Origin of the sequence: Olleya namhaensis (assembly GCF_900114005.1) — a bacterium.
In the GTDB taxonomy this organism is placed as follows: Bacteria; Bacteroidota; Bacteroidia; order Flavobacteriales; family Flavobacteriaceae; genus Olleya; species Olleya namhaensis.
Map to the genome: position 1 here is coordinate 166,717 of NZ_FORM01000005.1, position 21,258 is coordinate 187,974.

Here is a 21,258-nt window from a genome sequence, read left to right on the forward strand (position 1 = left end):
TTATACTAACGTTCAGCTAACTGAGAAAACAAAAAACTTAATCAGAATTTGAAAAAGAAAATAAGACCAAATTGGAAAATTATTATTGCTGAATCAATCGGCATTATTTTTTTGATACATGGAATCAGTAGGCTACATAAATCCTACTATTCTGATATTTGGAAAGCATTTCTTGAATCAAACTCAATAAAGTTAAAAAATCTACCAGAAATAAGTCTTGGAGATTTTTTATTAGAAAGTATAATGTTCGGTTTTTATGTTCTAATAGCTTCTGTAGTGATTCTTTTATTGATAAAATGGAAAATGAAACTACCATTAATTAATACAGTTTTGAGTTTAATCTTAGTTTTTTTATTATTTCCAATTGGTTTTTTTGAGATTGATTTTATTACTGGTCTATTTAATTCGATTGGTGCAATTTTCACCAACGACATTGGTTTTTCCTTTCTAATAAGTGGACTAATATTAACATTAATTGGATTAGCTATTTTGTGGAAAGGAATAAAAATAAATAAAAACTACACACAACACCGTGTATAATTAATTGCTTTGGTAAGTGCTTATTTGGAAAATTCCTTCGGAATTTTCTCGGGTTCGTATTTGTTTACTAAATTAGTTGCTTAACCACGCAACTAATCATACACAATCACGTTAGGTGAAAGTACCAATCAAAACTCAAAATGAACGACAAATTAATCGGACATAAATTCAAATTAGTTAATTCTGAAAAAACAGGAATTACACTTGAATTGAATAGTTGGAGTACTGAAAATTTCATTGAAAAATACTCAGTAAGTTTCGACAATGAGAAAATAATTGAGCGAATAAAAGCAGAAAATATTTCTTTCGGAGAAAAAGTTTCAAAGATTGACTTTTTTAATCGTCTAATAAGAGATATTCAATCTGAAGACGAAAAAACAAAAGAGTTTGCTTCCGAAATTCTTTGTAATTTTCTTGAATTTGATATTTCTGATTTTGAACTAAAAACCTTGAAAATCGGAATTGAGAAGATAATTGAACAGTTAAAAACCGAAAAGAATATTGACGCTGAACAAAAACTAGCAGAGGGACTTTTTGAATTTATTTATTCTGGAAAATTAAATAATAAAGAGAAATTAGAACTATTGGAAAGATTGACTGAAATTGATTCTTATCAAATATGTCAGTATTTAGATGACGAAGATTATTTGAAAATTCCGAAAGTAAAAAAACACGTTGAAAAGAATAAAACCAGTGGCGAACACCGTGTATAAAAAAATGCTAAATTAGTGCTTAAATAAAGTTAGTTGCGCTTTTGTTTCGTCTGATTTTCCTGCGGAAAATCCTCGCATACAAAAACGCATCTTTTCATACACAAACACGTTCATTGGGCAGAACCGTTAAAAATGAAAAATATGAAATATGACATTTTAAGACCAATAACAATGACAGTTATTGCAATTGGAAGTTTAAAAAATGCAGAAGATAGAACTGAATTATTAAATGGAAACCTTTGGTTATGGTTTATTCTAATTGTTTTTATTGCAAGTTGGGTTGGTTTTTTTGTTAGGAAAAGTAAAGAAAACAAAAAATTAAATAGTTAATTATAGGAAAAGTAGTTTAAAGTCAGAATTGAAAATTGCATTTAATACAAAACGTTTGACTTTTAGCTCGTTTGCAGAATCGGAAACTGAACTGAAAAACAAAACACGAATTGAATGCGGAATTTAGTAAGTTGCGGAATTTCTCAATCAATCGGAATTGAAAAAGTTTGCGAAAAAATCGCTGACCGAATTCACTCAAACGCTGGAAAAACTGCAAACGGAATTAAGCCGAATAAGAATAAGTCTGAATAAAAATAACGAAATGCCAACACCGTGTATAATTCATTGCTGGTTATTGCCTACTTACAAAAGTCCTCGCGGACTTTCTATCTGTGATTTATTTGCTAAATTAGTTATTTAAATCACATAATTAACAAAACACAATCACGTTATGCAACTTTTAAAAAATAATATGAATATGAGATTATTACTTTTCATTTCTTCATTGATTTTGATGTCATGTGGCGGAGTTAAAAAAAATATTGTAAAACCTGAAACGTATACAAAAGTAATACCCCAATTGAATGAAATAAAAAATGTAGAAATTGGAAGCCGAGTTATTTATAGAGAAAAAGGTCATCAGTATGATGCTATTAAACTAACAAAAGCATTTACTATCAAACTAGATGACGTTTTTAAAGTAATTGAAGAAGGCAAAATCTTTATCAATCAATATAACACAAATGAATATGATTTTTATAGTAGTTCTACTAATTCAGAATTTGGAGTTGCTATTCCTAAAAGTGATAAAAGTCCATTAATTTACTATAAAAGCGATATTGATGGAATTTACTCAACTGGATTAAGTTATAATGGTCTAACCTTAATAAAACCTAAAGAACAATTAGAATATATTCAAACAAATGTAAGCTCAAAGAATAAAGATTATTTTAAAGAAGAATTTATTTATAATGGTCGTGTTGGTAATGCACATAAATTCATTTATCGAGAATATATAAATGATTATGCAAGACCTGCTTTTACGCAAGAAGTGCAGTATGATTTATCAGAGAATAAAATTATTGGCTTTCGTGGCATGCGTATTGAAATTATTAATGCCTCAAACACAAAAATTGAATACAAAGTTTTAAATTATTTTGAAAAATAAAAACGTTACGAAACTACTTGTATTGTCCATTGCTTGAATCTAGCTGGCTTGTATTTGATAAGTTATTTGTTTAAACCTCGTAACTAATTTTATATAAGCACCTCGTAAACCATATCACAACAATCATAATTATGGTAAAATTAATAGTTAAATAGATTTAATCTTACATATATATAAATTGAAATATGAAACCGAGTACCTTAATAATTAATCAAGCACTAGACAAGAAAAAGTGTATCACATATTTCAATGGACATGATTTCCATTACATCAAAGAAGATAAAAATGTCAGTATATTAAATAAATCAGGCACAACACTTACTATTGAAGGAAGAAATATGCCATTGGAATTAAGTATTCTATTTAGAGATAAAAGCTCAGAATTTTCTTTAAAATATGATGCAACAGTATTATTTGACACTGGAGACTTGCAAGAGGAACTTGAGAAACTTACTAGTGGATTAATGCAAGCAGAATTTAATTAGCATAATATCTTGCGCATATGAAACTAACCTGAATTGTTAAACGGGAATTCAAATCGCGTGGATAATTATTGCCAAAATATTCTGTCGAGAAAAGGAAAATAAAAACGGTTTACAAGACCGTGTATAATTAATTGCTTTAGTAAGTGCTGATCTGGAAAATTCCTGCGAAATTCCCTCTAGCTAATTTCATTTTTGCGAAATTAGTTGCGTAAACACACCACTAATCATAAACTAAAACCAATCCAGTACTACGTTAATGAACGCAAAATACGAAAACCTACAGTCTACAATTAAAAGAAAATACAGTTTTAAATACAAGCCTGAATTTAAAGAAACATTCAAAACAGACATTAAAAACAATCAAATAATCCCATTAATTATTGAGGTTTTTGAAAAACTAGAATGGCCTATTGTTTACAGTAACAAAACAACTATTGAAGCCAAAAGAAAAAACGATTGGAATAAATTAACAGAGAAGATAACAGTCACAAAAAACGCATCAGGAAGGATTGAGGTGCATAGCAAAACACTACAAGGTAATTTTATTGATTTTGGAAATAACTCTAAAAGAACCGGTCTTTTTATTGCCCTTTTTAAAAAATTGGCTACAGAATATCAACAGACTGGAAAGTTAGATGAGTTAAAAACCAAATTAGAAAACGAAAATAGTTGGGCAGATTATAAAATACCATCAGAGTTACCTAAACCAAAAGTAACAAGCCCCCCAAATTTGATGTTAACACTACTAGGCGGAATGATTATTGCCATTTTATTTGGTGTTATCGTTGCCTTTCTAACCGTACATTTTACTTATTTTATCGGAGTTTATGAATTGGGTCTGGGATTAGGCATCGGATATTTATTCAGTCAAGTTTTAAAAAGCACCAATTATTTAGACTTTAGTATCACAAATATTATACTTGGCGCAATAGTGGTTGTAATGTTTATAACCAATCAATTTACGCAATACCAAATAATAATTTCTGAAAACAATTTTACAGGACTTGGCTTTTTTGAGTTTATACGCCTGCGTATAGAAAATGGTTTAAGCATCAAAAGTTTAAATACAGGTTGGATTGGATTGATCTTAAGTTATATTTTTCAGATGGTATTTCCGTTTTTAATAGCGATTAGTCAAATTTATATTTCGTCTTCAAAAACTATAATAGAAAAAATCCCAAAAAAAGTTTTGGAGTATGCTATTTACCTTTTTGAAATGGAAAAATCAGAAAGCGAAGTTAGAGCACTATTAGCAGAAAAAGGATGGTCTAAAAAGTCTGATCAAGATGACGTTATCCTAGCTATTTTAGAAATTAGCGGATTTAACCAAATGAGACGGGAATAAAACCACCTAATCACAAATAAAACTTTTAAACATGACGTAATACGTAGGATATTTACTACTTTTGACACTATGTAACTCGTTAATTAAAACTAAATAGAAACCTTGAAAGCATCACAAACTATAAATAACTTGAAACCAAAAACTTACTTATCAATTATAACACTATTTATAACATTTTTATTTATTACTAGTTGTAGCAAAAAAGATGATTCAAATAATTGCATCGAACACACCATTTCAGAGTGCAATGAAGATTCAACTAAAGTAAACATTAGAATAACTAATATAAGTGACAATGTCTTTTGCAATGTTGTCTTAATAGATATGAATTGTGGAATAATTGAACAAAATCAATCATCTTGTTATAGAGCATTTGAATCGGGCTATAATTATTCATTTATTGAATTGGAAATTGACGGAAACACATATACAATACAACCAATTGATTTTGTAGGAGAGACACCACTTGAAAACGGCTATTATACCTATCAAATAAATACGAATGACTCCAATCAACAATATGAGAAATTGACCTTAACATTTGTTGAAGACTAAAAACAATTTATTCAAAAGGACTATAAGTAATTGCCTATTATCAGCTACCTATAAATACTCTAACAGATTTTATATTAACTTTTAACTTGGTAAATCAGGTGTTTAATTAAGCCGAAAATTATAGATAAACGCTTTAACTACAACTAAAAAAACATACTTAAAACGAAGTACTTTTATTCATGAAATACAGAGAGATTGAATAAAAAACCGTTTGACAACAACGTGGACCATAAATTACTAGTTCTAACCTACTCATTAAAATCCTAGTAAACTTTTTATACAAGCCATTTGTGCTAACTCAAAAGCCCTATGTTTATTTACCAAGTCTATTAGATATAAAGTTATGCTCTTATAAAAATAAGGTAACCCGTTTTACACAAATTTAAATAGCAATATATAATCCCTATTTTTATCTTCATTTACAACACCAATTATAAAGCATTACAAGTCAAACCGTAAGGAGACTAACTAAACATAAAAATATAGCATAATAAAGGTTTTAAGATTTGTATCGTTTTGATTTATCCTAATGTTAACAACTAAGGTTTTTATTCCTCATAATTAATTGTATTTTTACGCTGGACTTTTAGCTTTAGTTAAAAGCTAAATTTTCATTAAAATCAATTTAAATTAATGGGTAAAATAATAGCAATTGCCAATCAAAAAGGAGGCGTTGGAAAAACAACAACCTCTGTTAACTTAGCAGCATCACTAGGTGTTTTAGAAAAAAAAGTACTTTTAATTGACGCAGACCCACAAGCTAATGCAACCTCAGGTTTAGGTATAGATGTAGAGACCGTAGAAGTTGGTACCTACCAATTACTAGAGCATACCAATACAGCAAGAGAGGCCATTTTAAAAACAGAAACGCCTAACTTAGATATAATTCCATCGCATATAGATTTAGTTGCTATTGAGATAGAACTTGTAGATAAGGATCAACGCGAATACATGCTTAAAAAAGCATTACAAGAAATTAAAGACGACTACGATTATATATTAATTGACTGTGCCCCATCTTTAGGCCTATTAACCTTAAATGCGTTAACTGCTGCAGATGCCGTAATTATACCAATCCAATGCGAGTATTTTGCATTAGAAGGTCTTGGTAAATTACTAAACACAGTAAAAAGTGTACAAAAAATACACAATCCAGATTTAGATATTGAAGGCTTATTACTAACCATGTACGATTCGCGTTTACGCTTATCAAACCAAGTTGTAGAAGAAGTGCAAAAGCATTTTAACGATATGGTTTTTACAACCATTATACAACGTAACGTCAAGTTAAGTGAAGCACCAAGTTATGGAGAAAGCATTATAAATTATGATGCGTCTAGTAAAGGTGCCAGCAATTATTTAAGTTTAGCGAAAGAAATTATTACAAAAAACTCCTAATTTATGGCGAAAGCAGTTAAAAAACAGGCTTTAGGACGCGGACTTTCTGCATTATTGAAAGACCCAGAAAATGATATACAATCTGCAAAAGATAAAAATGCAGACAAAGTAATAGGTAATATTGTAGAGTTGGATTTGGATTCGATTGAAATGAACCCGTTTCAACCACGTACCAATTTTAACGAGGAAACATTACGCGAGTTAGCCTCTTCTATTAAAGAATTAGGTGTTATCCAACCTATTACCGTAAGAAAATTAGGATTTGAAGATTACCAATTAGTCTCTGGAGAGCGTCGTTTTCGTGCTTCAAAATTAATTGGATTAAAAACAATCCCTGCTTACATTAGGATTGCGAATGATCAAGAAAGTCTTGAAATGGCTTTGGTGGAAAACATCCAACGTCAAGACTTAGACCCAATTGAAATAGCATTATCATACCAACGTTTAATTGACGAAATCCAGTTAACGCAAGAGCAAATGAGCGAGCGTGTTGGTAAAAAACGTAGTACAATTGCTAACTATTTGCGTTTATTAAAACTAGATCCAATTATCCAAACGGGTATGCGCGATGGTTTTTTATCTATGGGACATGGTCGTGCTATTATAAATATTGAAGATCAAAACGTACAATTAGATATATACGAAACTATTTTAAGCGAAAAATTATCTGTTAGAGACACAGAAACTTTGGTGCGTAACTACAACACAACCAAAGAAGTAAAAGTACCAGCTAAAAAGGAAACAGAAGAATTGCCAAAATATGTTAAAAAAGGGATTAGCTCTTTTTCAGAATACTTTGGGCATAAAATAGACGTTAAAGTATCCAATAATGGTAAAGGAAAAATAACAATTCCTTTCCATTCTGAAGAAGATTTTAACCGTATCAAAAAGCTAGTTGAAGGTGGTAAATAAGCCCTATTTTGTTTGTATTATATTCTGTTTATTTTGTGCATTATCTTTTGCTCAAGAGGAAACTACTGTCAAAAAAACAGATAGTACACAACAAACAGAAGACGTTACTAAAGTATTAAAGCAAAAGAAAAAAAAGAAAGCTGCTAAACCAGTTATCATAGATTCTACTGTCTTAAAACCACAAAAAGCTTACGATCCTTTAGCTCCGTCTAGAGCTGCATTTTACTCGGCAATATTACCTGGTTTAGGACAAGCTTATAATGGTAAATATTGGAAAATCCCTATTGTTTACGCTTTTATAGGCGGTGGTATTTATGTTTATTTGGATAACAACAAGCAATACAATCGTGTTAGAGATGCTTACAAAAGGCGTTTGGCTGGATTTACGGATGACGAATTTCAAGACAGACTAACTGATGATGCGCTAAGAGAAGCACAAAAAAACTACAGACGTAATAAAGAATTATCCTTACTTGTTACCGTTGGTTTATACGCACTAAACATTATTGATGCCAACGTAGATGCGCATTTATTGCAGTATAACATCAACGACGACTTAAGTTTACGACCGCATTATCAAATTGAAGAATTTGATAATAAAGGACGTGTTGGACTATCTTTAAATTTCCAATTTTAATACACTCATGAAAATCGCTTTACTAGGCTATGGTAAAATGGGTAAAGCAATAGAAACTATTGCTTTACAACGTGGACACACCATAGTAATTAAAACCTCTCGAGACTCAGATTACAATATAAACGATGCAGATGTCGCTATAGATTTTAGCGTACCATCAGCAGCTTTTAATAATATTAGCAATTGCCTTAACAATCAAGTGCCTGTAATCTCTGGTACAACGGGTTGGTTAGAGCAATACGACGACATTGTTTCGCTTTGCGAAAAACAAAAAGGAGCCTTTATTTATGCTTCTAACTTTAGTTTAGGGGTTAATATATTTTTTGAATTAAACGAAACTTTAGCCAAAATGATGGCCAAGCTTAACGATTACAAGCTTGATATAGAAGAAATACACCACACCCAAAAACTTGATGCACCAAGTGGTACTGCAATTACTTTAGCCGAAGGTATTATTAAAAACAATTCCGCGTATCAAGATTGGCAATTGGATACTGCCTCAGACAAAAACATTCCGATTATAGCAAAACGTATTCCTGAAGTACCTGGAACACATATTATAAGCTACACCAGTCCGATTGATACTATTAAAATAGAACACGAAGCTCATAATAGAGAAGGTTTTGCTTTAGGTGCTGTGATAGCTGCTGAGTGGTTAGCGGATAAAACGGGCGTATTTACTATGAAAGATGTGTTAAATATTGGGTAACTTTAATAAATTTAACAACATTTGCAACAATCAACTTATCAATAGACAATAATTATTACAACTATGGACGTTACACAGTGGATTATCTTTTTCTTAGTTATTCAAGTTTTACATGGATTAGCCACGTGGAAATTATATAAAAAAGCGGATAGACAAGCATGGGAAGCCTTTGTACCTGTTTACAATGCTGTAATATTAATGAAAATTATTAATAGACCTTGGTGGTGGACCATTCTATTATTTTTACCAATTGTAAATCTTATTTTATTCCCTGTTGTTTGGGTTGAGATTGCTAGAAGCTATGGTAAGAATTCGGCATTAGATACATTCCTTGCTATTTTTACATTCGGATTTTACAGCTTTTATTTAAACTATGTAGCAACGGATGTTACGCATAAAAAAGACAGAGATTTACAACCAAGAACAGAATTAGGAGATTGGGTTAGCTCTATTTTATTTGCTATTGTTGCGGCTACCATTGTACACACGTATATTATACAACCTTTTGTTATACCAAGTTCTTCTTTAGAAAAAACCTTATTAGTCGGCGACTTTTTATTGGTAAGCAAACTACATTATGGTCCCAGAGCGCCACAAACTACGGTTGCTGTCCCGATGATACATGATGCCATTCCTGGTACAACAACACCTTCTTATTTTAAATTTCCGCAGTTACCAAAATTCAGATTACCTGCATTTCAGAATATAAAACGTAATGATATTGTTGTGTTTAACTGGCCTGTAGATACTTTAGTAGAAATTAACAAACCATACGGAGCAGTCCGTCATAAACCTATTGACAAAAAAACCAACTACGTAAAGCGTTGTGTTGGATTACCTGGAGATAACCTATCTATTAAAGATGGTTACGTTTATATTGACGGTGTTAAAAATGAATTACCAGACAGAGCTAAGCTTCAATTTTTTAATTTAGTTGAAACTAATACACCTTTAAATCAAGAATTTATTGATCAGTACAAACTTACTGAATGGGGACAAGTAAAAAGTATAAGTACTGCTAGATGGAATGATGACAAAGTTCAAAATTTAGTTAAAGCAAAAGGGTATCAGTTTGAGGTTATAAAACAAGATTCTGTAAAAACAATCCTTTTAGGAAGTGCAGAAAATGAGTTTATGAAAATAATGGGCATGTCCATTGAAAGTAATGCGGTATATGCAAATATGACCGATGACCTAGCGTCTGCGATGCGTACCGATCCTTACGTTAAAGAAATTACTAAACAACTATCTTCTAGCACTACAGAAAACATTTTTCCTAACACACCAGGTTATACTTGGAACAGAGACAACTTTGGTCCTATTTACATTCCTGAAGCGGGTAAGACTGTTGCATTAACTATAGAGAATTTACCACTTTATAAACGTGCTATAACGGTTTACGAAGGTAATACGCTTAAGGTTAACGGTAACCAGATATCAATTAACGGAGACGTTGTAGACTCTTATACGTTTAAACAAGATTACTACTGGATGATGGGAGATAACAGACACAACTCTCAGGATGCTAGAATGTGGGGATTTGTTCCTTTTGATCACGTAGTTGGAAAACCTGTTTTTGTATGGATGAGTTGGGATACCAATGGAAAAGGTATTAATAAAATACGTTGGGAAAGACTTTTTACAACCGTTGGTGGTGAAGGTAAATTAACGTCTTACTTTATTCCTTTTTTAGTGCTATTAGGACTAATTTTTGGATACAATAAATTTAAAAAACGTAAAAACGCTTAAACAATATATTAGTTAGCATGACTGCGAAACTGAGGGTTTAAACATTCTATTTAAAAATGAACATTCTATTACATCCGACATACTTCCCAAGCATAGCACAATTTGTAGCTATCGCACAAGCGGATAGTGTGACCTTTGAAATGTTTGATAATTTTCAGAAGCAAACCTACAGAAACCGTTCTTACATTTATGGCGCTAATGGAAAACTAAAATTAAGTGTCCCAGTAATACACACACACAAAGAGCGCCAACTATACAAAGATGTCAAAATTAGTGACACAGAAAAATGGCAATTAATTCAGTGGAAAAGTTTAGAATCCGCATATAAAACCTCTCCTTTTTTCGAGTTTTATGAAGACGAGCTTAAACCGCTTTTTACAACTCCATCAGCATCTATATTTGATCATAATATCAAATGCTTTCAGGTTATTTTAGATTGTTTACAGTTAGATGTGCCTGTAAAGTACACGTCTGAGTATGAAAAAGCACCTGTAGGTCTAAAAGACTATAGAGCTTTAGCAAATGCTAGACAAGAGCAACAACTAACATTAGAATCATATACACAAGTTTTTAGTATCAAACACGGTTATATTAGTAACTTAAGTATTTTAGATTTACTTTTTAATGAAGGTACTAATGCCCTAAGTTATTTAGAAGCGCAACAATTACCTTAAATGATTAGACCATTTTTACACTACGGAATACACTTTGGTCTACCACTAATAATAGCGTTACTATTTTTTAAAGGCACTTGGAAGAAAGCTTATATAATTATGGTTTTAGGGATGCTAATAGATCTTGACCATTTATTAGCCTCACCCATTTTCTCAGCTAACAGATGTAGTATTAACTTCCATCCGTTACATAGCTATTACGCTATAGCAGTATACGTTGCTTTACTTATACCAAAAAAAACCAGATTAGTAGGTCTTGGATTAGTTATTCATATCCTTGCAGATACTACCGATTGTTGGTTAATGTAAATTAGAAAGACACTTTGGTCATGATTGGAAAATGATCAGAATACTCCACATCATAAGTTTTAAAACTATCGACACTATAAGATTTATCTATTAATAGAAAGTCTATACGCACTGGAAAAAACTTGAAGTTATACGTGCGCCCAAAACCGTTACCTTGTTGCTTAAAAGCATCTTTCATGTCTGCTTTAATAGTCTTATAAACGTATGAGAATGCAGAATTATTAAAATCGCCACAGATAATAACCTTGTATGGGCTTTTATTTTTGTGCTCTAAAAATAGTTTGGCTTGACTTTGCTGTAGTTTAAACGTCTCTCCTATTCCGTTTATTAGTTTTTCAGAATTCTCCGTTGTTAAACTTTGCACTCTAGGATCAATACGCAGCGATTGCAAGTGTAAATTATAAATCCTAACCGTATCCTTGCCTTTTACAATATCAGCAAAAATAGCGTTGTTTGCTGTATTAGGAAAAGCAACAGATCCAGAGTTAATAATTGGAAATTGAGAGAAAATAGCCTGTCCCATTTTAATCTTGTTACCCTCTAACTTTTCGTATTTATATTTATAAAACGAAAAATCGACATCGGCTTGTTTATGATACTCTTGAATACTTAAAATTTGCGGGTTTTCTTTTTTAACAAAGTCGACTAATTGTTCAGGAATCCCTTTTTCAGGAATCCAATCATAAAGGTTAAATAAACGCACATTATAGTTCATCACAGATAAACTATCTGTTTCGTCTTCTTCCCAATTAGAAAACTTATATAAAGACCCGAATAAAAAATAACCGATAGAAATTACAACCAAAGACAACATTAGTTGCTTTTTTATTTTAAATAGCCAATACACAAAAAACAAAACATTAAGTAGTATTAGAAAAGGTACGCCTAAACTTAGTACAGATAATGTGGCAAATGTTTTTGGTGGCACATGCGGTAATACGTAAGAAAGCAACAATAAAAAGGCCACAACAGAATTAACGAAGAAGACAACTTTCTCTAAAAATTTTAACTTCTTCATATATTATATCACTACTATTTACCTGCTTTAAATAAAAATTCTTTTTCGTCTTTAGACAAGCTATCATAACCACTTTTACTAATCTTATCTAAAATAATATCTACTTTTTTCTGATTATTAAATTGGTTAAATTCTTCTTTCTTAAATCCAGCCACTTTACTTTTTCTGTGTACTGTTTTCATGTTAGCTTTTTTTGTTGTCTTTGTTGCTTTAAATAGAGAAGATACCCAATCCATAAAATGACTAAACCCCTTACCTATATCTTGACCTTTAGCTAATTGATTAGCATATAAAAACCCCAAAGCTGCACCACCTAAATGTGCTAAGTTACCGCCAGCATTACTACCACTTAAAACGTTTAAAACGTCCAATCCAATTAAAAACGCACCAATCCACCATAACTTTAAATTAAAGGTAAAAAACCGAATGTCCTTGTTTGGCATATAAGCACATAAAAATATAAGAATTGCTCTAACACCAGCAGATGCTCCAATTAAATACGCCGGTTGTAAAAAGACTTTAGGTAATAAATTATAACCTAATAAAAAGGCCAATCCACCTGAAATAATACCCATAAAGTAGATATTAAGCGCCATTTTAGGACTAAATAAATTAAGCATGATTCTACCTAAAAAGTAAAGCCATAACATATTAAATAGCATGTGTAACGGATCAAAATGAATAAACCCGTAAGTAATAATTGTCCAAGGTTTATACAAAAAACCTGTAAAATCACTTGGTAAACGTAACCAAACAAATAGCACAGGAACCAAACGTCTAAACAATAAGGCAAACAAAAACACAACAGCATTAATGGCTATAATTTTCTCTAAGACATTAAGTCTAGCGTACTTGTATTTTAGCTGCTCTATCTGATTCATCTATCTATCCCAACGATTTTTATTAAATTGTGTTTTACGCCAGTACCACATAATAACAAACCCCATAATAGCACCACCAACGTGAGCCAAATAGGCTGTATTACTAGGGCTAAAAAAGGACTGTCCTGTAAACGCTGATATAACATCTAAAAGTATAATACCAGGTATAAAATATTTTGCTTTGATTGGGATTGGTAAAAATAGCATCATAAGCTCAGCATTAGGATTCATCATACCAAAAGCCGCTAAGATTCCCATAATACAACCAGAAGCTCCCACCATTGTACTGTTATTAATTAAAACATTTGTTTCAAATAACGACTGCACAACAGATTGATTAATCAAACTTGCATTAATATTATTTTCAGCCAAATAGGTTGTTAACTGTTGTTGTAACAACTGCCCTGTATACTGATTTCCATCTAAAATATTAAAATTTATAATATCATTAATTGCTGATTTACTAAGCCCAGATTCAAGTAAACTTTTTAGAGCAGGCAAATAATCCCAATAATAACCTGACAACTGAAACAGTACGGCTGCTAAGCCTGCTGAGAAGTATAAAAACAAGAATTTGTTTCGTCCTAAACGCTGTTCTACCGGTCCACCAAACATCCACAACGCAAACATATTAAATAGCAAGTGTGTAAAACCACCATGCATAAACATGTGCGTCACCACTTGCCAAGGTTTAAAAGCATCACTTGCAGGAAAATGCATTGCAAATAAATCATAAAACAAACGTCCGTCTCCAACCGTCATCGTACCAACAAACATTAGTACGTTTATGATAATTAAATGCTTAACTGTATCTGTTATTCTCATCATAACTTACATAAATTTTTTATCTAACTCATCCACAGTCATTGTAACAAATGTAGTTTTGTTAGTTGGTGATACGTTAGGTTCCTTACAACCAAATAAACGATTAACTAAATGTTCTTGCTCTTGGTTAGTTAGTGACTGCCCTGTTTTAATAGCTAAACTTTTTGCCATAGATTTTGCTAGTAAATCTGTTGCAGAAAAATTACTATCTGGCACTTCGTTTTCTACATCGCTTATTAATTGCTCCAAAATAATAGACACTTCACTTTCCGGCACATTTACAGGAACTCCTGTAATTTGCACGGTTTCGTTTTCTATAGATTGAAATATAAAACCTGTCGATTCTAAATCTTCTTTTAATTGGTTAATCAATGCTATTTCTTGATTAGAAAAATGTAATTCTAATGGAAATAATAATTGCTGACTAACGCCTTCTTTTATAGTAATATGTCTTAAAAAATCCTCGTACAACACACGTTGATGTGCACGATGTTGGTCAATAACTAACATTCCGGATTTAATAGTACTAATTATAAACTTGTTATTTAATTGATAGGTTGTTTGCTTTTGTTCTACTTCGTTTTCATTTTTAAAAAAGCTTTCGGTTTGAGGCTGACTTTCAAAATGAATTTCGCTAAAATCTGTAGCTGTTTTGGTTCCTTTAGATTCTAATCCGACATACAATCCATCCCAATTGGCACCAGAATCTTTTTTAAATGAAGGACTACTAAATGATCCACCACTACTACTGGCCACAGTTTTTGTGGGAGGTGTATCTTGCTTAAATGGATTAAAACTCCTATCCACTTCTACACTTGGCATCCCCTTTTGCTCATAACTATATGGTGTATCCAAATTTGCATCACGATCAAAATCTAAAACGGGTGCAATATTAAACTGTCCTAAACTATGCTTTACTGCTGATCTTAATATGGCATATAACGTATGCTCATCATCAAACTTAATTTCAGTTTTTGTTGGATGAATATTAATATCTATAGTTTGTGGATTTACTGTTAAATTTAAGTAATAACTAGGTTGTGCCCCGTCTTTAAGCAACCCTTCAAATGCTGAATTAATAGCATGGTTTAAATAGGCACTTTTAATAAAACGATTGTTAACAAAAAAGAATTGCTCGTTTCTAGATTTTTTAGCAAACTCAGGTTTACCAACAAAACCAGAAATAATTAAGACTTCTGTTGCTTCTTCAACCGGTACTAATTTTTCGTTAGTTTTAGTTCCAAAAATATTTACAATACGCTGTCTGTAATTACTTGGAGGCAAATTATAGGTTTCGGTTCCATTACTAAACATAGAAAACCCTATGGATGGATGTGCTAAAGCCACACGGTGAAACTCGTCAATAATGTGTCGTAATTCTACTGTATTCGATTTTAAAAAATTGCGTCTTGCAGGAATATTAAAAAACAAGTGCTTTACGGATAAAGACGTACCGGTTGGCGTAACAATAACCTCTTGAGACTTAACCTCACTACCTTCAATAACAATGGTAGTACCAAGCTCTTGATCGTCTTGTTTAGTTTTAAGCTCTACATGTGCAATTGCCGCGATACTAGCTAAAGCTTCTCCTCTAAATCCTTTTGTATTAAGTTTAAATAAATCGTCAGCAGATTTAATTTTAGACGTCGCATGACGCTCAAAACTTAATCTAGCATCAGTTGCGCTCATCCCTTTTCCGTCATCAATAACTTGGACAAGAGTTTTACCAGCATCCTTGATTATTAACTTAATAACCGTTGCATCTGCATCTATAGCGTTTTCTAATAGCTCTTTTACAACTGAAGCTGGTCGTTGTACAACCTCTCCTGCTGCAATTTGATTAGCAACGTGATCCGGTAATAATTGAATAATATCTGACATACATTTTGTTACGAAAAGAAGATGGATAAATCGAAACCTATAACTAATAAGAATAAAAATATTAGAATGGCTACAATTACCAAGATGCGTCTATTGGCTGCTTTATCGGGACTGTTTTTAAACTCGTCAAAAGCATTATTAAATTTTTGTTTAAAGTTGGCATTTTCACCTACGGTAGTTCTATGCTCGTCAAACTTATGTTTTATCTCAAACGGACTGCCTTCACCTTTATAAAAACGAGGTGTGTAATCAAACTTTTTATTTTTACGTTTAGATAGCAATCCCATGGTATACTCTATTTTGTTTTAGATTCTAGGTAGTACATTAAAACACCAATAAAAATCAAAACACCTAAAAGTAAAAATAGGGTGTTTCCTTTTTTGGAGCTAGAAGACGTGCGTCTTGTCTCATCCCAACTAGTGTTTAAACTTTCTTTAAGTTTGGTAGCGGAGTCGCCCTCTTTAGAGAACCGTGACTGGTAGCTGAATTTCTTATTTTTCTTTTGACTAAACAAGCCTTAGTAGTTTTAATGTGAATACTACTCAAAAATACTGAAAATACTACAGACCTATAGATTATGAATGCTAAAAATTGTTAACAGATATTAAGCGTTATGACGTAATGCTGCCATTTTTAATGCTGCAACACCTGCTTCTACACCTTTATTACCATGTTTACCACCAGAACGATCAATAGATTGTTGCTTGTTATTATCTGTAAGAACACAGAAAATAACTGGTGTTTCATCAATAACATTAAGGTCTTTAATACCTTGTGCTACTGCTTCGCAAACAAAATCAAAATGCTTTGTTTCTCCTTGAATAACACTACCAATTGCAATCACCGCATCTACCCTTTGGTTTTGCATTTTTTTACAACCGTAAATTAAATCGTAACTTCCAGGAACATCCCAAACTGCAATGTTTTCAGGAGATACACCATGTTCTAAAAGTGTGCTTTTAGCACCTTCTAGTAAACCTTGTGTGATATCCTCGTTCCATTCTGAAACAACAATCCCAAACCGAAATTGCTCTCCGTTTGGGATTGATGCTTTATCGTATGCTGATAAATCTGTTGTTGCCATAAACTAATTAGTTAGACATCGCTTGCGCTTTTCCAATAAATACTTCCGCTTGAGTAGCTTCTGGTGAGTTTGGATAATTGTCTTTAATTTTATTTAATAATGTTAAAGCTTCTTTAGCTTCACCTAAATCTAAAGCTGTAATACCTGCTTTAAATAAGTATGTTGGTGTAGTAAACTGATTGTTACGTAAGTTTGCTGCTTGTTTATAGTAGTCTAATGCGTTTTTTGTTTCAGTTAACTGAATAAAAGCATCTCCGATTGCACCTTTAGCCATAGGAGCTAAAGCCTCGTCATCACTTTCAAATTTGTCAAGATAAACAATCGCCTCTTGGTAATTTTTTGTATTTAAGTAAGCCATACCTGCATAGTAGTTAGCAAGGTTACCAGCTGCTGTACCGCTATATTGATCAGCGATATCAGTTAAACCTAATTTACCTTCTCCTCCTTTTAAGGCTAAGTTATATAAAGAATCTTGTCCTACAGTAGATGTTACTGCTTCATTAAAGAATTTTTGTGCTTGATACATTTCATTCATCGCTTCACCTTGTTTAGGTTTTACAATAAATTGTTGATATACTAAGTAAATTAAAGCAAAAGCAGCAACAACACCAATAATAATAAAAATGTTTTTCTGATTTTTCTCTACAAACTCCTCTGCCTTATTTGCAGAATCATCTAATGTATTAAAAACTTCAGCAGTTGTTGAGTTGTCTTCAACTTCAATTTCCTTTTCTACTACTGTTTTTGGTTTGTATCCTCTTTTCTTGTAAGTCGCCATATTAATTTTATTAATGCGCACAAAAATATAATTTTTCTTCAGAAATAAAAGGTTATTATTTGATAATTTTCAATAATTTGCACATCCTTACAAGGCTTCCCTTTTTTAAGCCCTCTATTTTAGCAACAACTCTATGATTTTAAAGTCCTTATCGCTTTTAAACTATAAAAATTTTGACTCCAAAACCTTCACCTTTAATGAGACCATAAACTGTCTTGTTGGTAATAATGGGGTTGGAAAAACAAATGTACTGGATGCTATTTACCATTTATCCTTTGGTAAAAGCTACTTTAATCCTGTTGCATCACAAAATATAAAATACGATGAAGACTTTTTTGTAGTTAATGGATCATACGATAAAGACGAAAAAACAGAAAATATAGTTGTCAGCTTAAAAAAAGGTCAAAAAAAAGTTATTAAGCGTAATAGTAAGGCTTACGAAAAATTTAGCGATCACATTGGTTTTTTACCATTGGTAATAATTAGTCCTGCAGATAGAGATTTGATTATTGATGGTAGCGATACTAGACGTAAGTTTATAGATAGTGTTATTAGCCAAAGTGATAAAAGCTATTTAAGTAGTCTGATAAATTATAACAAGATATTATCGCAACGTAACTCGCTTTTAAAATATTTTGCTGCCAACCACACTTATAATAATGATACTATTGAGGTGTACAATCAGCAATTACAGCTTTACGGAACGGAAATTTTTGAAAAAAGAAAACAGTTTTTAGAGGCGTTTATTCCACTATTTAAGTCAAGATACAAGGCTATTAGTAACAATAATGAAGAAGTAAGCCTAAATTATAAAAGTGATTTATTTGACAACAGTTTAGAACAATTGCTTAGAAAAGCAATAAATAAAGACAAGGCACTACAATATACTAGTGTTGGTGTCCATAAGGATGATCTAGAATTTAATATTGGCGACTACCCTATTAAAAAATTTGGGAGTCAAGGCCAGCAAAAATCATTTTTAATAGCTTTAAAATTAGCACAATTTGATAGTTTAAAAGCAATTAGCGGAGATAATCCAATATTGTTATTAGATGATATTTTTGATAAATTAGACGAAACACGTGTGGCACAAATTATAAAACTAGTAAACGACGAAAATTTTGGACAAATATTTTTAAGCGATACACATGCAGACCGTACAGAAAACGCAGTAAAACAAGTCCACCAATCTTATGAAATTTTTAAATTATAACATGAAAAAACTATATTACGCACTTTGTATTATACTAGTCAGTTGTTCTCAAAATCCAGAAGATTTTAAACAACACGTTACTGGTTATTGGGAAATAAGTGAGGTTATCTTAAACGATGGTACTAAAAAACAATATAAAATAAATGAAACTATAGATTATATTGAAATCACTAATGACTCAATAGGAATTAGAAAAAAACTAAAACCAAACTTCAATGGTACCTATGAAACTTCCAAAGACATTGAAAAATTTGTAGTTAAGATAGAAAACGATAGTTTAAACTTATATTACAAAACGCCCTTTTCTAGTTGGAAAGAAACTATATTAAAGGCTAGTGAAGACAAACTTCAAATTATAAACCAAAATAAAGTTTTATATTTATATAAACGCTACACACCTATAACAATAGACTAATGGCAAAACGCAACAACAATTTATTAAACATATCTGACGCCTTAAAAAACTTTGTAACAGAAAACAACCTTGAAAAAGGTTTAGACAAAGTTAATGTTAGGGACGCTTGGGCCAAGCTAATGGGTAATGGTATTAATAAATACACCACAGCAATCGAGTTAAAAAAAGACATCCTTTATGTACAACTTAGCTCTAGTGCACTTAGGGAAGAATTAAGCTATGGAAACCAAAAAATAATAACTTTACTTAACGAAGAATTGGGCAAAGATGTTATTAAAAAACTAATATTGAGATAATTACAACGCATATAAAATGTTATGGTAATTAAATTTTCGAAAAAAATAATATGTAATTACTATTTTATATTCTATCTTTGACTTTATTATTAACAAATTTTTTTTATTACAATGGCACAAGGAACAGTAAAATTTTTCAATGATTCAAAAGGATTCGGTTTTATTACTGAAGAAGGATCAGAAAGCGACCATTTTGTACACATTTCTGGACTTATTGATGAAGTTCGTGAAGGAGATGTCGTAGAATTCGACTTACAAGAAGGAAGAAAAGGTATGAACGCAGTAAATGTAAAAGTAGTATAATTATATATTTTCTATTTAAACTATTACAAAAAGAGCCTTTCCATTTGGAGAGGCTTTTTTAGTTAAAACATTTAACACCTAAGTAATTGAAAATAAATACAATAAATATCATTTATTAATTTTATTGGTATCATCTTTGTACTAATTAAACTAATTAATATTAAATTTTATTAAGATGAGTAAAGGCACAGTAAAATTCTTCAATGACGCTAAAGGATTTGGATTCATTACAGAAGAAGGTGTAAACAAAGACCACTTTGTACACATTTCAGGATTAACAGATGAAATACGCGAAGGCGACGAAGTTGAATTTGACCTACAAGAAGGAAAAAAAGGATTAAACGCAGTTAACGTTAAAGTACTTTAACAGCAACCATATATCTTTAACAAAAAAAAAGCCTCTCTATTTATTTAGAGAGGCTTTTTTTTATTCTATTACTTTAAATTAGCATTACTGACTTTATTTTTTTGATAAAAACCAAAAGTAGTAAACAAAAAAAATCCAGCTAAACGCTGGATTTTTTCTTAATTTATAGTGTTTTAAACTTAAAACATTTCACGTCCAGAAAAATGGAAAGCACCTTCAATAGCTGCATTCTCATCACTATCACTACCGTGTACTGCATTTTCTCCAATAGAAGCTGCATATAATTTACGGATAGTTCCTTCTGCTGCATCAGCAGGATTAGTAGCACCAATTAAAGTTCTAAAATCCTCTACTGCGTTATCTTTTTCTAAAATAGCAGCTACAATAGGTCCACGTGTCATGTAATCTACTAACTCACCATAGAAAGGTCTTTCGCTATGTACTGCGTAAAATGCTTCAGCATCTTGCTTAGTCATGTGTGTTAACTTCATTGCAACGATTCTAAAACCTGAAGCGTTAATTTTTTCTAAGATTGCGCCAATGTACCCTTTTTCAACAGAGTCAGGCTTAAGCATTGTAAATGTTCTGTTAGTTGCCATTTCTTTATTTTATTATTTATCTAATTTGTTTAAAAAAAACAATCTTTCTAATTAAAAAAAGTACCTGTTAATTTTCTGCAAAAGTAAGCCATTTATTAATAAAAACAATAAATTCAATTATTAAAAAATTGTAT

Annotated in this window: 29 protein-coding genes; 20 read left to right on the plus strand and 9 right to left on the minus strand. The window is 31.5% G+C overall.

From position 1 onward, the window contains the following. Window positions 1–48 precede the first annotated feature (48 nt). The 15 genes from BMZ09_RS09430 to BMZ09_RS09495 all read left to right on the plus strand — a co-directional run bounded on the left by BMZ09_RS09430 (window position 49) and on the right by BMZ09_RS09495 (window position 11,464). On the plus strand, window positions 49–540 hold the full coding sequence (locus BMZ09_RS09430) for a voltage-gated chloride channel family protein (protein ID WP_090839852.1): 492 nt from the start codon (window positions 49–51) through the stop codon (window positions 538–540). A gap of 140 nt (window positions 541–680) precedes the next feature. After that, window positions 681–1,253: a hypothetical protein gene (locus BMZ09_RS09435; protein WP_090839854.1), complete on the plus strand. Its 573-nt coding sequence runs from the start codon at window positions 681–683 to the stop codon at window positions 1,251–1,253. 141 nt (window positions 1,254–1,394) lie between these two features. Further along, on the plus strand, window positions 1,395–1,583 hold the full coding sequence (locus BMZ09_RS09440; protein ID WP_143067804.1) for a hypothetical protein: 189 nt from the start codon (window positions 1,395–1,397) through the stop codon (window positions 1,581–1,583). Window positions 1,584–1,697: 114 nt separating this feature from the next. Further along, complete coding sequence (locus BMZ09_RS16180) at window positions 1,698–1,835, plus strand: hypothetical protein (RefSeq protein WP_177183526.1); 138 nt, start codon at window positions 1,698–1,700, stop codon at window positions 1,833–1,835. Between the two features lie 139 nt (window positions 1,836–1,974). Then, window positions 1,975–2,691 carry a hypothetical protein gene (locus BMZ09_RS09445; protein WP_245741126.1) on the plus strand — a complete coding sequence of 239 codons (717 nt, stop codon included), beginning with the start codon at window positions 1,975–1,977 and terminating at the stop codon, window positions 2,689–2,691. 185 nt (window positions 2,692–2,876) lie between these two features. Then, window positions 2,877–3,176: a hypothetical protein gene (locus BMZ09_RS09450; protein ID WP_090839860.1), complete on the plus strand. Its 300-nt coding sequence runs from the start codon at window positions 2,877–2,879 to the stop codon at window positions 3,174–3,176. 256 nt (window positions 3,177–3,432) lie between these two features. After that, on the plus strand, window positions 3,433–4,521 hold the full coding sequence (locus BMZ09_RS09455) for a hypothetical protein (protein ID WP_090839862.1): 1,089 nt from the start codon (window positions 3,433–3,435) through the stop codon (window positions 4,519–4,521). 102 nt (window positions 4,522–4,623) lie between these two features. Beyond that, entirely contained in the window at window positions 4,624–5,076 is a 453-nt protein-coding gene (locus BMZ09_RS16050; protein ID WP_143067805.1) for a hypothetical protein, read from the plus strand. Between the two features lie 633 nt (window positions 5,077–5,709). Next, entirely contained in the window at window positions 5,710–6,474 is a 765-nt protein-coding gene (locus BMZ09_RS09465) for a ParA family protein (RefSeq protein WP_090839866.1), read from the plus strand. Between the two features lie 3 nt (window positions 6,475–6,477). Then, window positions 6,478–7,386, plus strand: coding sequence for a ParB/RepB/Spo0J family partition protein (locus tag BMZ09_RS09470; RefSeq protein ID WP_090839868.1), 909 nt, complete (start codon window positions 6,478–6,480; stop codon window positions 7,384–7,386). Continuing rightward, on the plus strand, window positions 7,376–8,023 hold the full coding sequence (locus BMZ09_RS09475; RefSeq protein WP_090839870.1) for a DUF5683 domain-containing protein: 648 nt from the start codon (window positions 7,376–7,378) through the stop codon (window positions 8,021–8,023). Before BMZ09_RS09470 ends, BMZ09_RS09475 begins: the two co-directional genes overlap by 11 nt. Before the next feature lie 7 nt (window positions 8,024–8,030). Further along, on the plus strand, window positions 8,031–8,732 hold the full coding sequence (gene dapB / locus BMZ09_RS09480) for a 4-hydroxy-tetrahydrodipicolinate reductase (protein ID WP_090839873.1): 702 nt from the start codon (window positions 8,031–8,033) through the stop codon (window positions 8,730–8,732). A gap of 63 nt (window positions 8,733–8,795) precedes the next feature. Continuing rightward, window positions 8,796–10,481, plus strand: coding sequence for a signal peptidase I (lepB, locus tag BMZ09_RS09485; RefSeq protein ID WP_090839875.1), 1,686 nt, complete (start codon window positions 8,796–8,798; stop codon window positions 10,479–10,481). A gap of 56 nt (window positions 10,482–10,537) precedes the next feature. Further along, a complete protein-coding gene (locus tag BMZ09_RS09490; RefSeq protein ID WP_090839877.1) occupies window positions 10,538–11,155 on the plus strand; it encodes a WbqC family protein in 618 nt (205 codons plus the stop codon). Continuing rightward, the gene (locus BMZ09_RS09495) at window positions 11,156–11,464 is read left to right on the plus strand and encodes a DUF6122 family protein (RefSeq protein ID WP_090839880.1); all 309 of its coding nucleotides are present in this window, start codon (window positions 11,156–11,158) and stop codon (window positions 11,462–11,464) included. It begins immediately after the preceding gene. A 1-nt stretch (window position 11,465) separates the two neighbouring features. Here BMZ09_RS09495 and BMZ09_RS09500 read toward each other — a convergent pair whose 3' ends face one another. The 8 genes from BMZ09_RS09500 to BMZ09_RS09535 form a co-directional block, all read right to left on the minus strand. Further along, a complete protein-coding gene (locus BMZ09_RS09500; RefSeq protein ID WP_090839882.1) occupies window positions 11,466–12,482 on the minus strand; it encodes an endonuclease/exonuclease/phosphatase family protein in 1,017 nt (338 codons plus the stop codon). Window positions 12,483–12,496: 14 nt separating this feature from the next. After that, entirely contained in the window at window positions 12,497–13,363 is an 867-nt protein-coding gene (locus BMZ09_RS09505) for a rhomboid family intramembrane serine protease (RefSeq protein WP_090839883.1), read from the minus strand. Next, complete coding sequence (locus BMZ09_RS09510; protein ID WP_090839885.1) at window positions 13,364–14,191, minus strand: rhomboid family intramembrane serine protease; 828 nt, start codon at window positions 14,189–14,191, stop codon at window positions 13,364–13,366. A gap of 3 nt (window positions 14,192–14,194) precedes the next feature. After that, entirely contained in the window at window positions 14,195–16,069 is a 1,875-nt protein-coding gene (gene mutL / locus BMZ09_RS09515) for a DNA mismatch repair endonuclease MutL (RefSeq protein ID WP_090839887.1), read from the minus strand. Between the two features lie 8 nt (window positions 16,070–16,077). Beyond that, on the minus strand, window positions 16,078–16,356 hold the full coding sequence (locus BMZ09_RS09520) for a riboflavin synthase subunit beta (protein ID WP_090839889.1): 279 nt from the start codon (window positions 16,354–16,356) through the stop codon (window positions 16,078–16,080). Between the two features lie 8 nt (window positions 16,357–16,364). Continuing rightward, complete coding sequence (locus tag BMZ09_RS09525; protein WP_090839891.1) at window positions 16,365–16,583, minus strand: hypothetical protein; 219 nt, start codon at window positions 16,581–16,583, stop codon at window positions 16,365–16,367. 90 nt (window positions 16,584–16,673) lie between these two features. Continuing rightward, the gene (ribH, locus tag BMZ09_RS09530; RefSeq protein ID WP_090839893.1) at window positions 16,674–17,153 is read right to left on the minus strand and encodes a 6,7-dimethyl-8-ribityllumazine synthase; all 480 of its coding nucleotides are present in this window, start codon (window positions 17,151–17,153) and stop codon (window positions 16,674–16,676) included. Window positions 17,154–17,160: 7 nt separating this feature from the next. Beyond that, a complete protein-coding gene (locus BMZ09_RS09535) occupies window positions 17,161–17,931 on the minus strand; it encodes a tetratricopeptide repeat protein (RefSeq protein WP_090839895.1) in 771 nt (256 codons plus the stop codon). 133 nt (window positions 17,932–18,064) lie between these two features. Between BMZ09_RS09535 and recF the strand changes: the two genes are divergently transcribed. From recF to BMZ09_RS09560, 5 genes are all read left to right on the plus strand, one after another. Further along, on the plus strand, window positions 18,065–19,144 hold the full coding sequence (recF, locus tag BMZ09_RS09540) for a DNA replication/repair protein RecF (RefSeq protein ID WP_090839897.1): 1,080 nt from the start codon (window positions 18,065–18,067) through the stop codon (window positions 19,142–19,144). A gap of 1 nt (window position 19,145) precedes the next feature. Further along, window positions 19,146–19,559, plus strand: coding sequence for a lipocalin family protein (locus BMZ09_RS09545; protein ID WP_090840126.1), 414 nt, complete (start codon window positions 19,146–19,148; stop codon window positions 19,557–19,559). Then, window positions 19,559–19,855, plus strand: coding sequence for a DciA family protein (locus BMZ09_RS09550; RefSeq protein ID WP_090839898.1), 297 nt, complete (start codon window positions 19,559–19,561; stop codon window positions 19,853–19,855). The genes BMZ09_RS09545 and BMZ09_RS09550 overlap by 1 nt, the downstream gene beginning before the upstream one ends. A gap of 111 nt (window positions 19,856–19,966) precedes the next feature. Then, complete coding sequence (locus tag BMZ09_RS09555) at window positions 19,967–20,158, plus strand: cold-shock protein (RefSeq protein WP_090839900.1); 192 nt, start codon at window positions 19,967–19,969, stop codon at window positions 20,156–20,158. 175 nt (window positions 20,159–20,333) lie between these two features. Further along, window positions 20,334–20,525, plus strand: a complete 192-nt coding sequence (locus BMZ09_RS09560) for a cold-shock protein (RefSeq protein ID WP_090839902.1) — start codon at window positions 20,334–20,336, stop codon at window positions 20,523–20,525. A gap of 179 nt (window positions 20,526–20,704) precedes the next feature. Here BMZ09_RS09560 and BMZ09_RS09565 read toward each other — a convergent pair whose 3' ends face one another. Beyond that, the gene (locus BMZ09_RS09565; RefSeq protein WP_090839904.1) at window positions 20,705–21,124 is read right to left on the minus strand and encodes a nucleoside-diphosphate kinase; all 420 of its coding nucleotides are present in this window, start codon (window positions 21,122–21,124) and stop codon (window positions 20,705–20,707) included. Window positions 21,125–21,258: the final 134 nt, after the last annotated feature.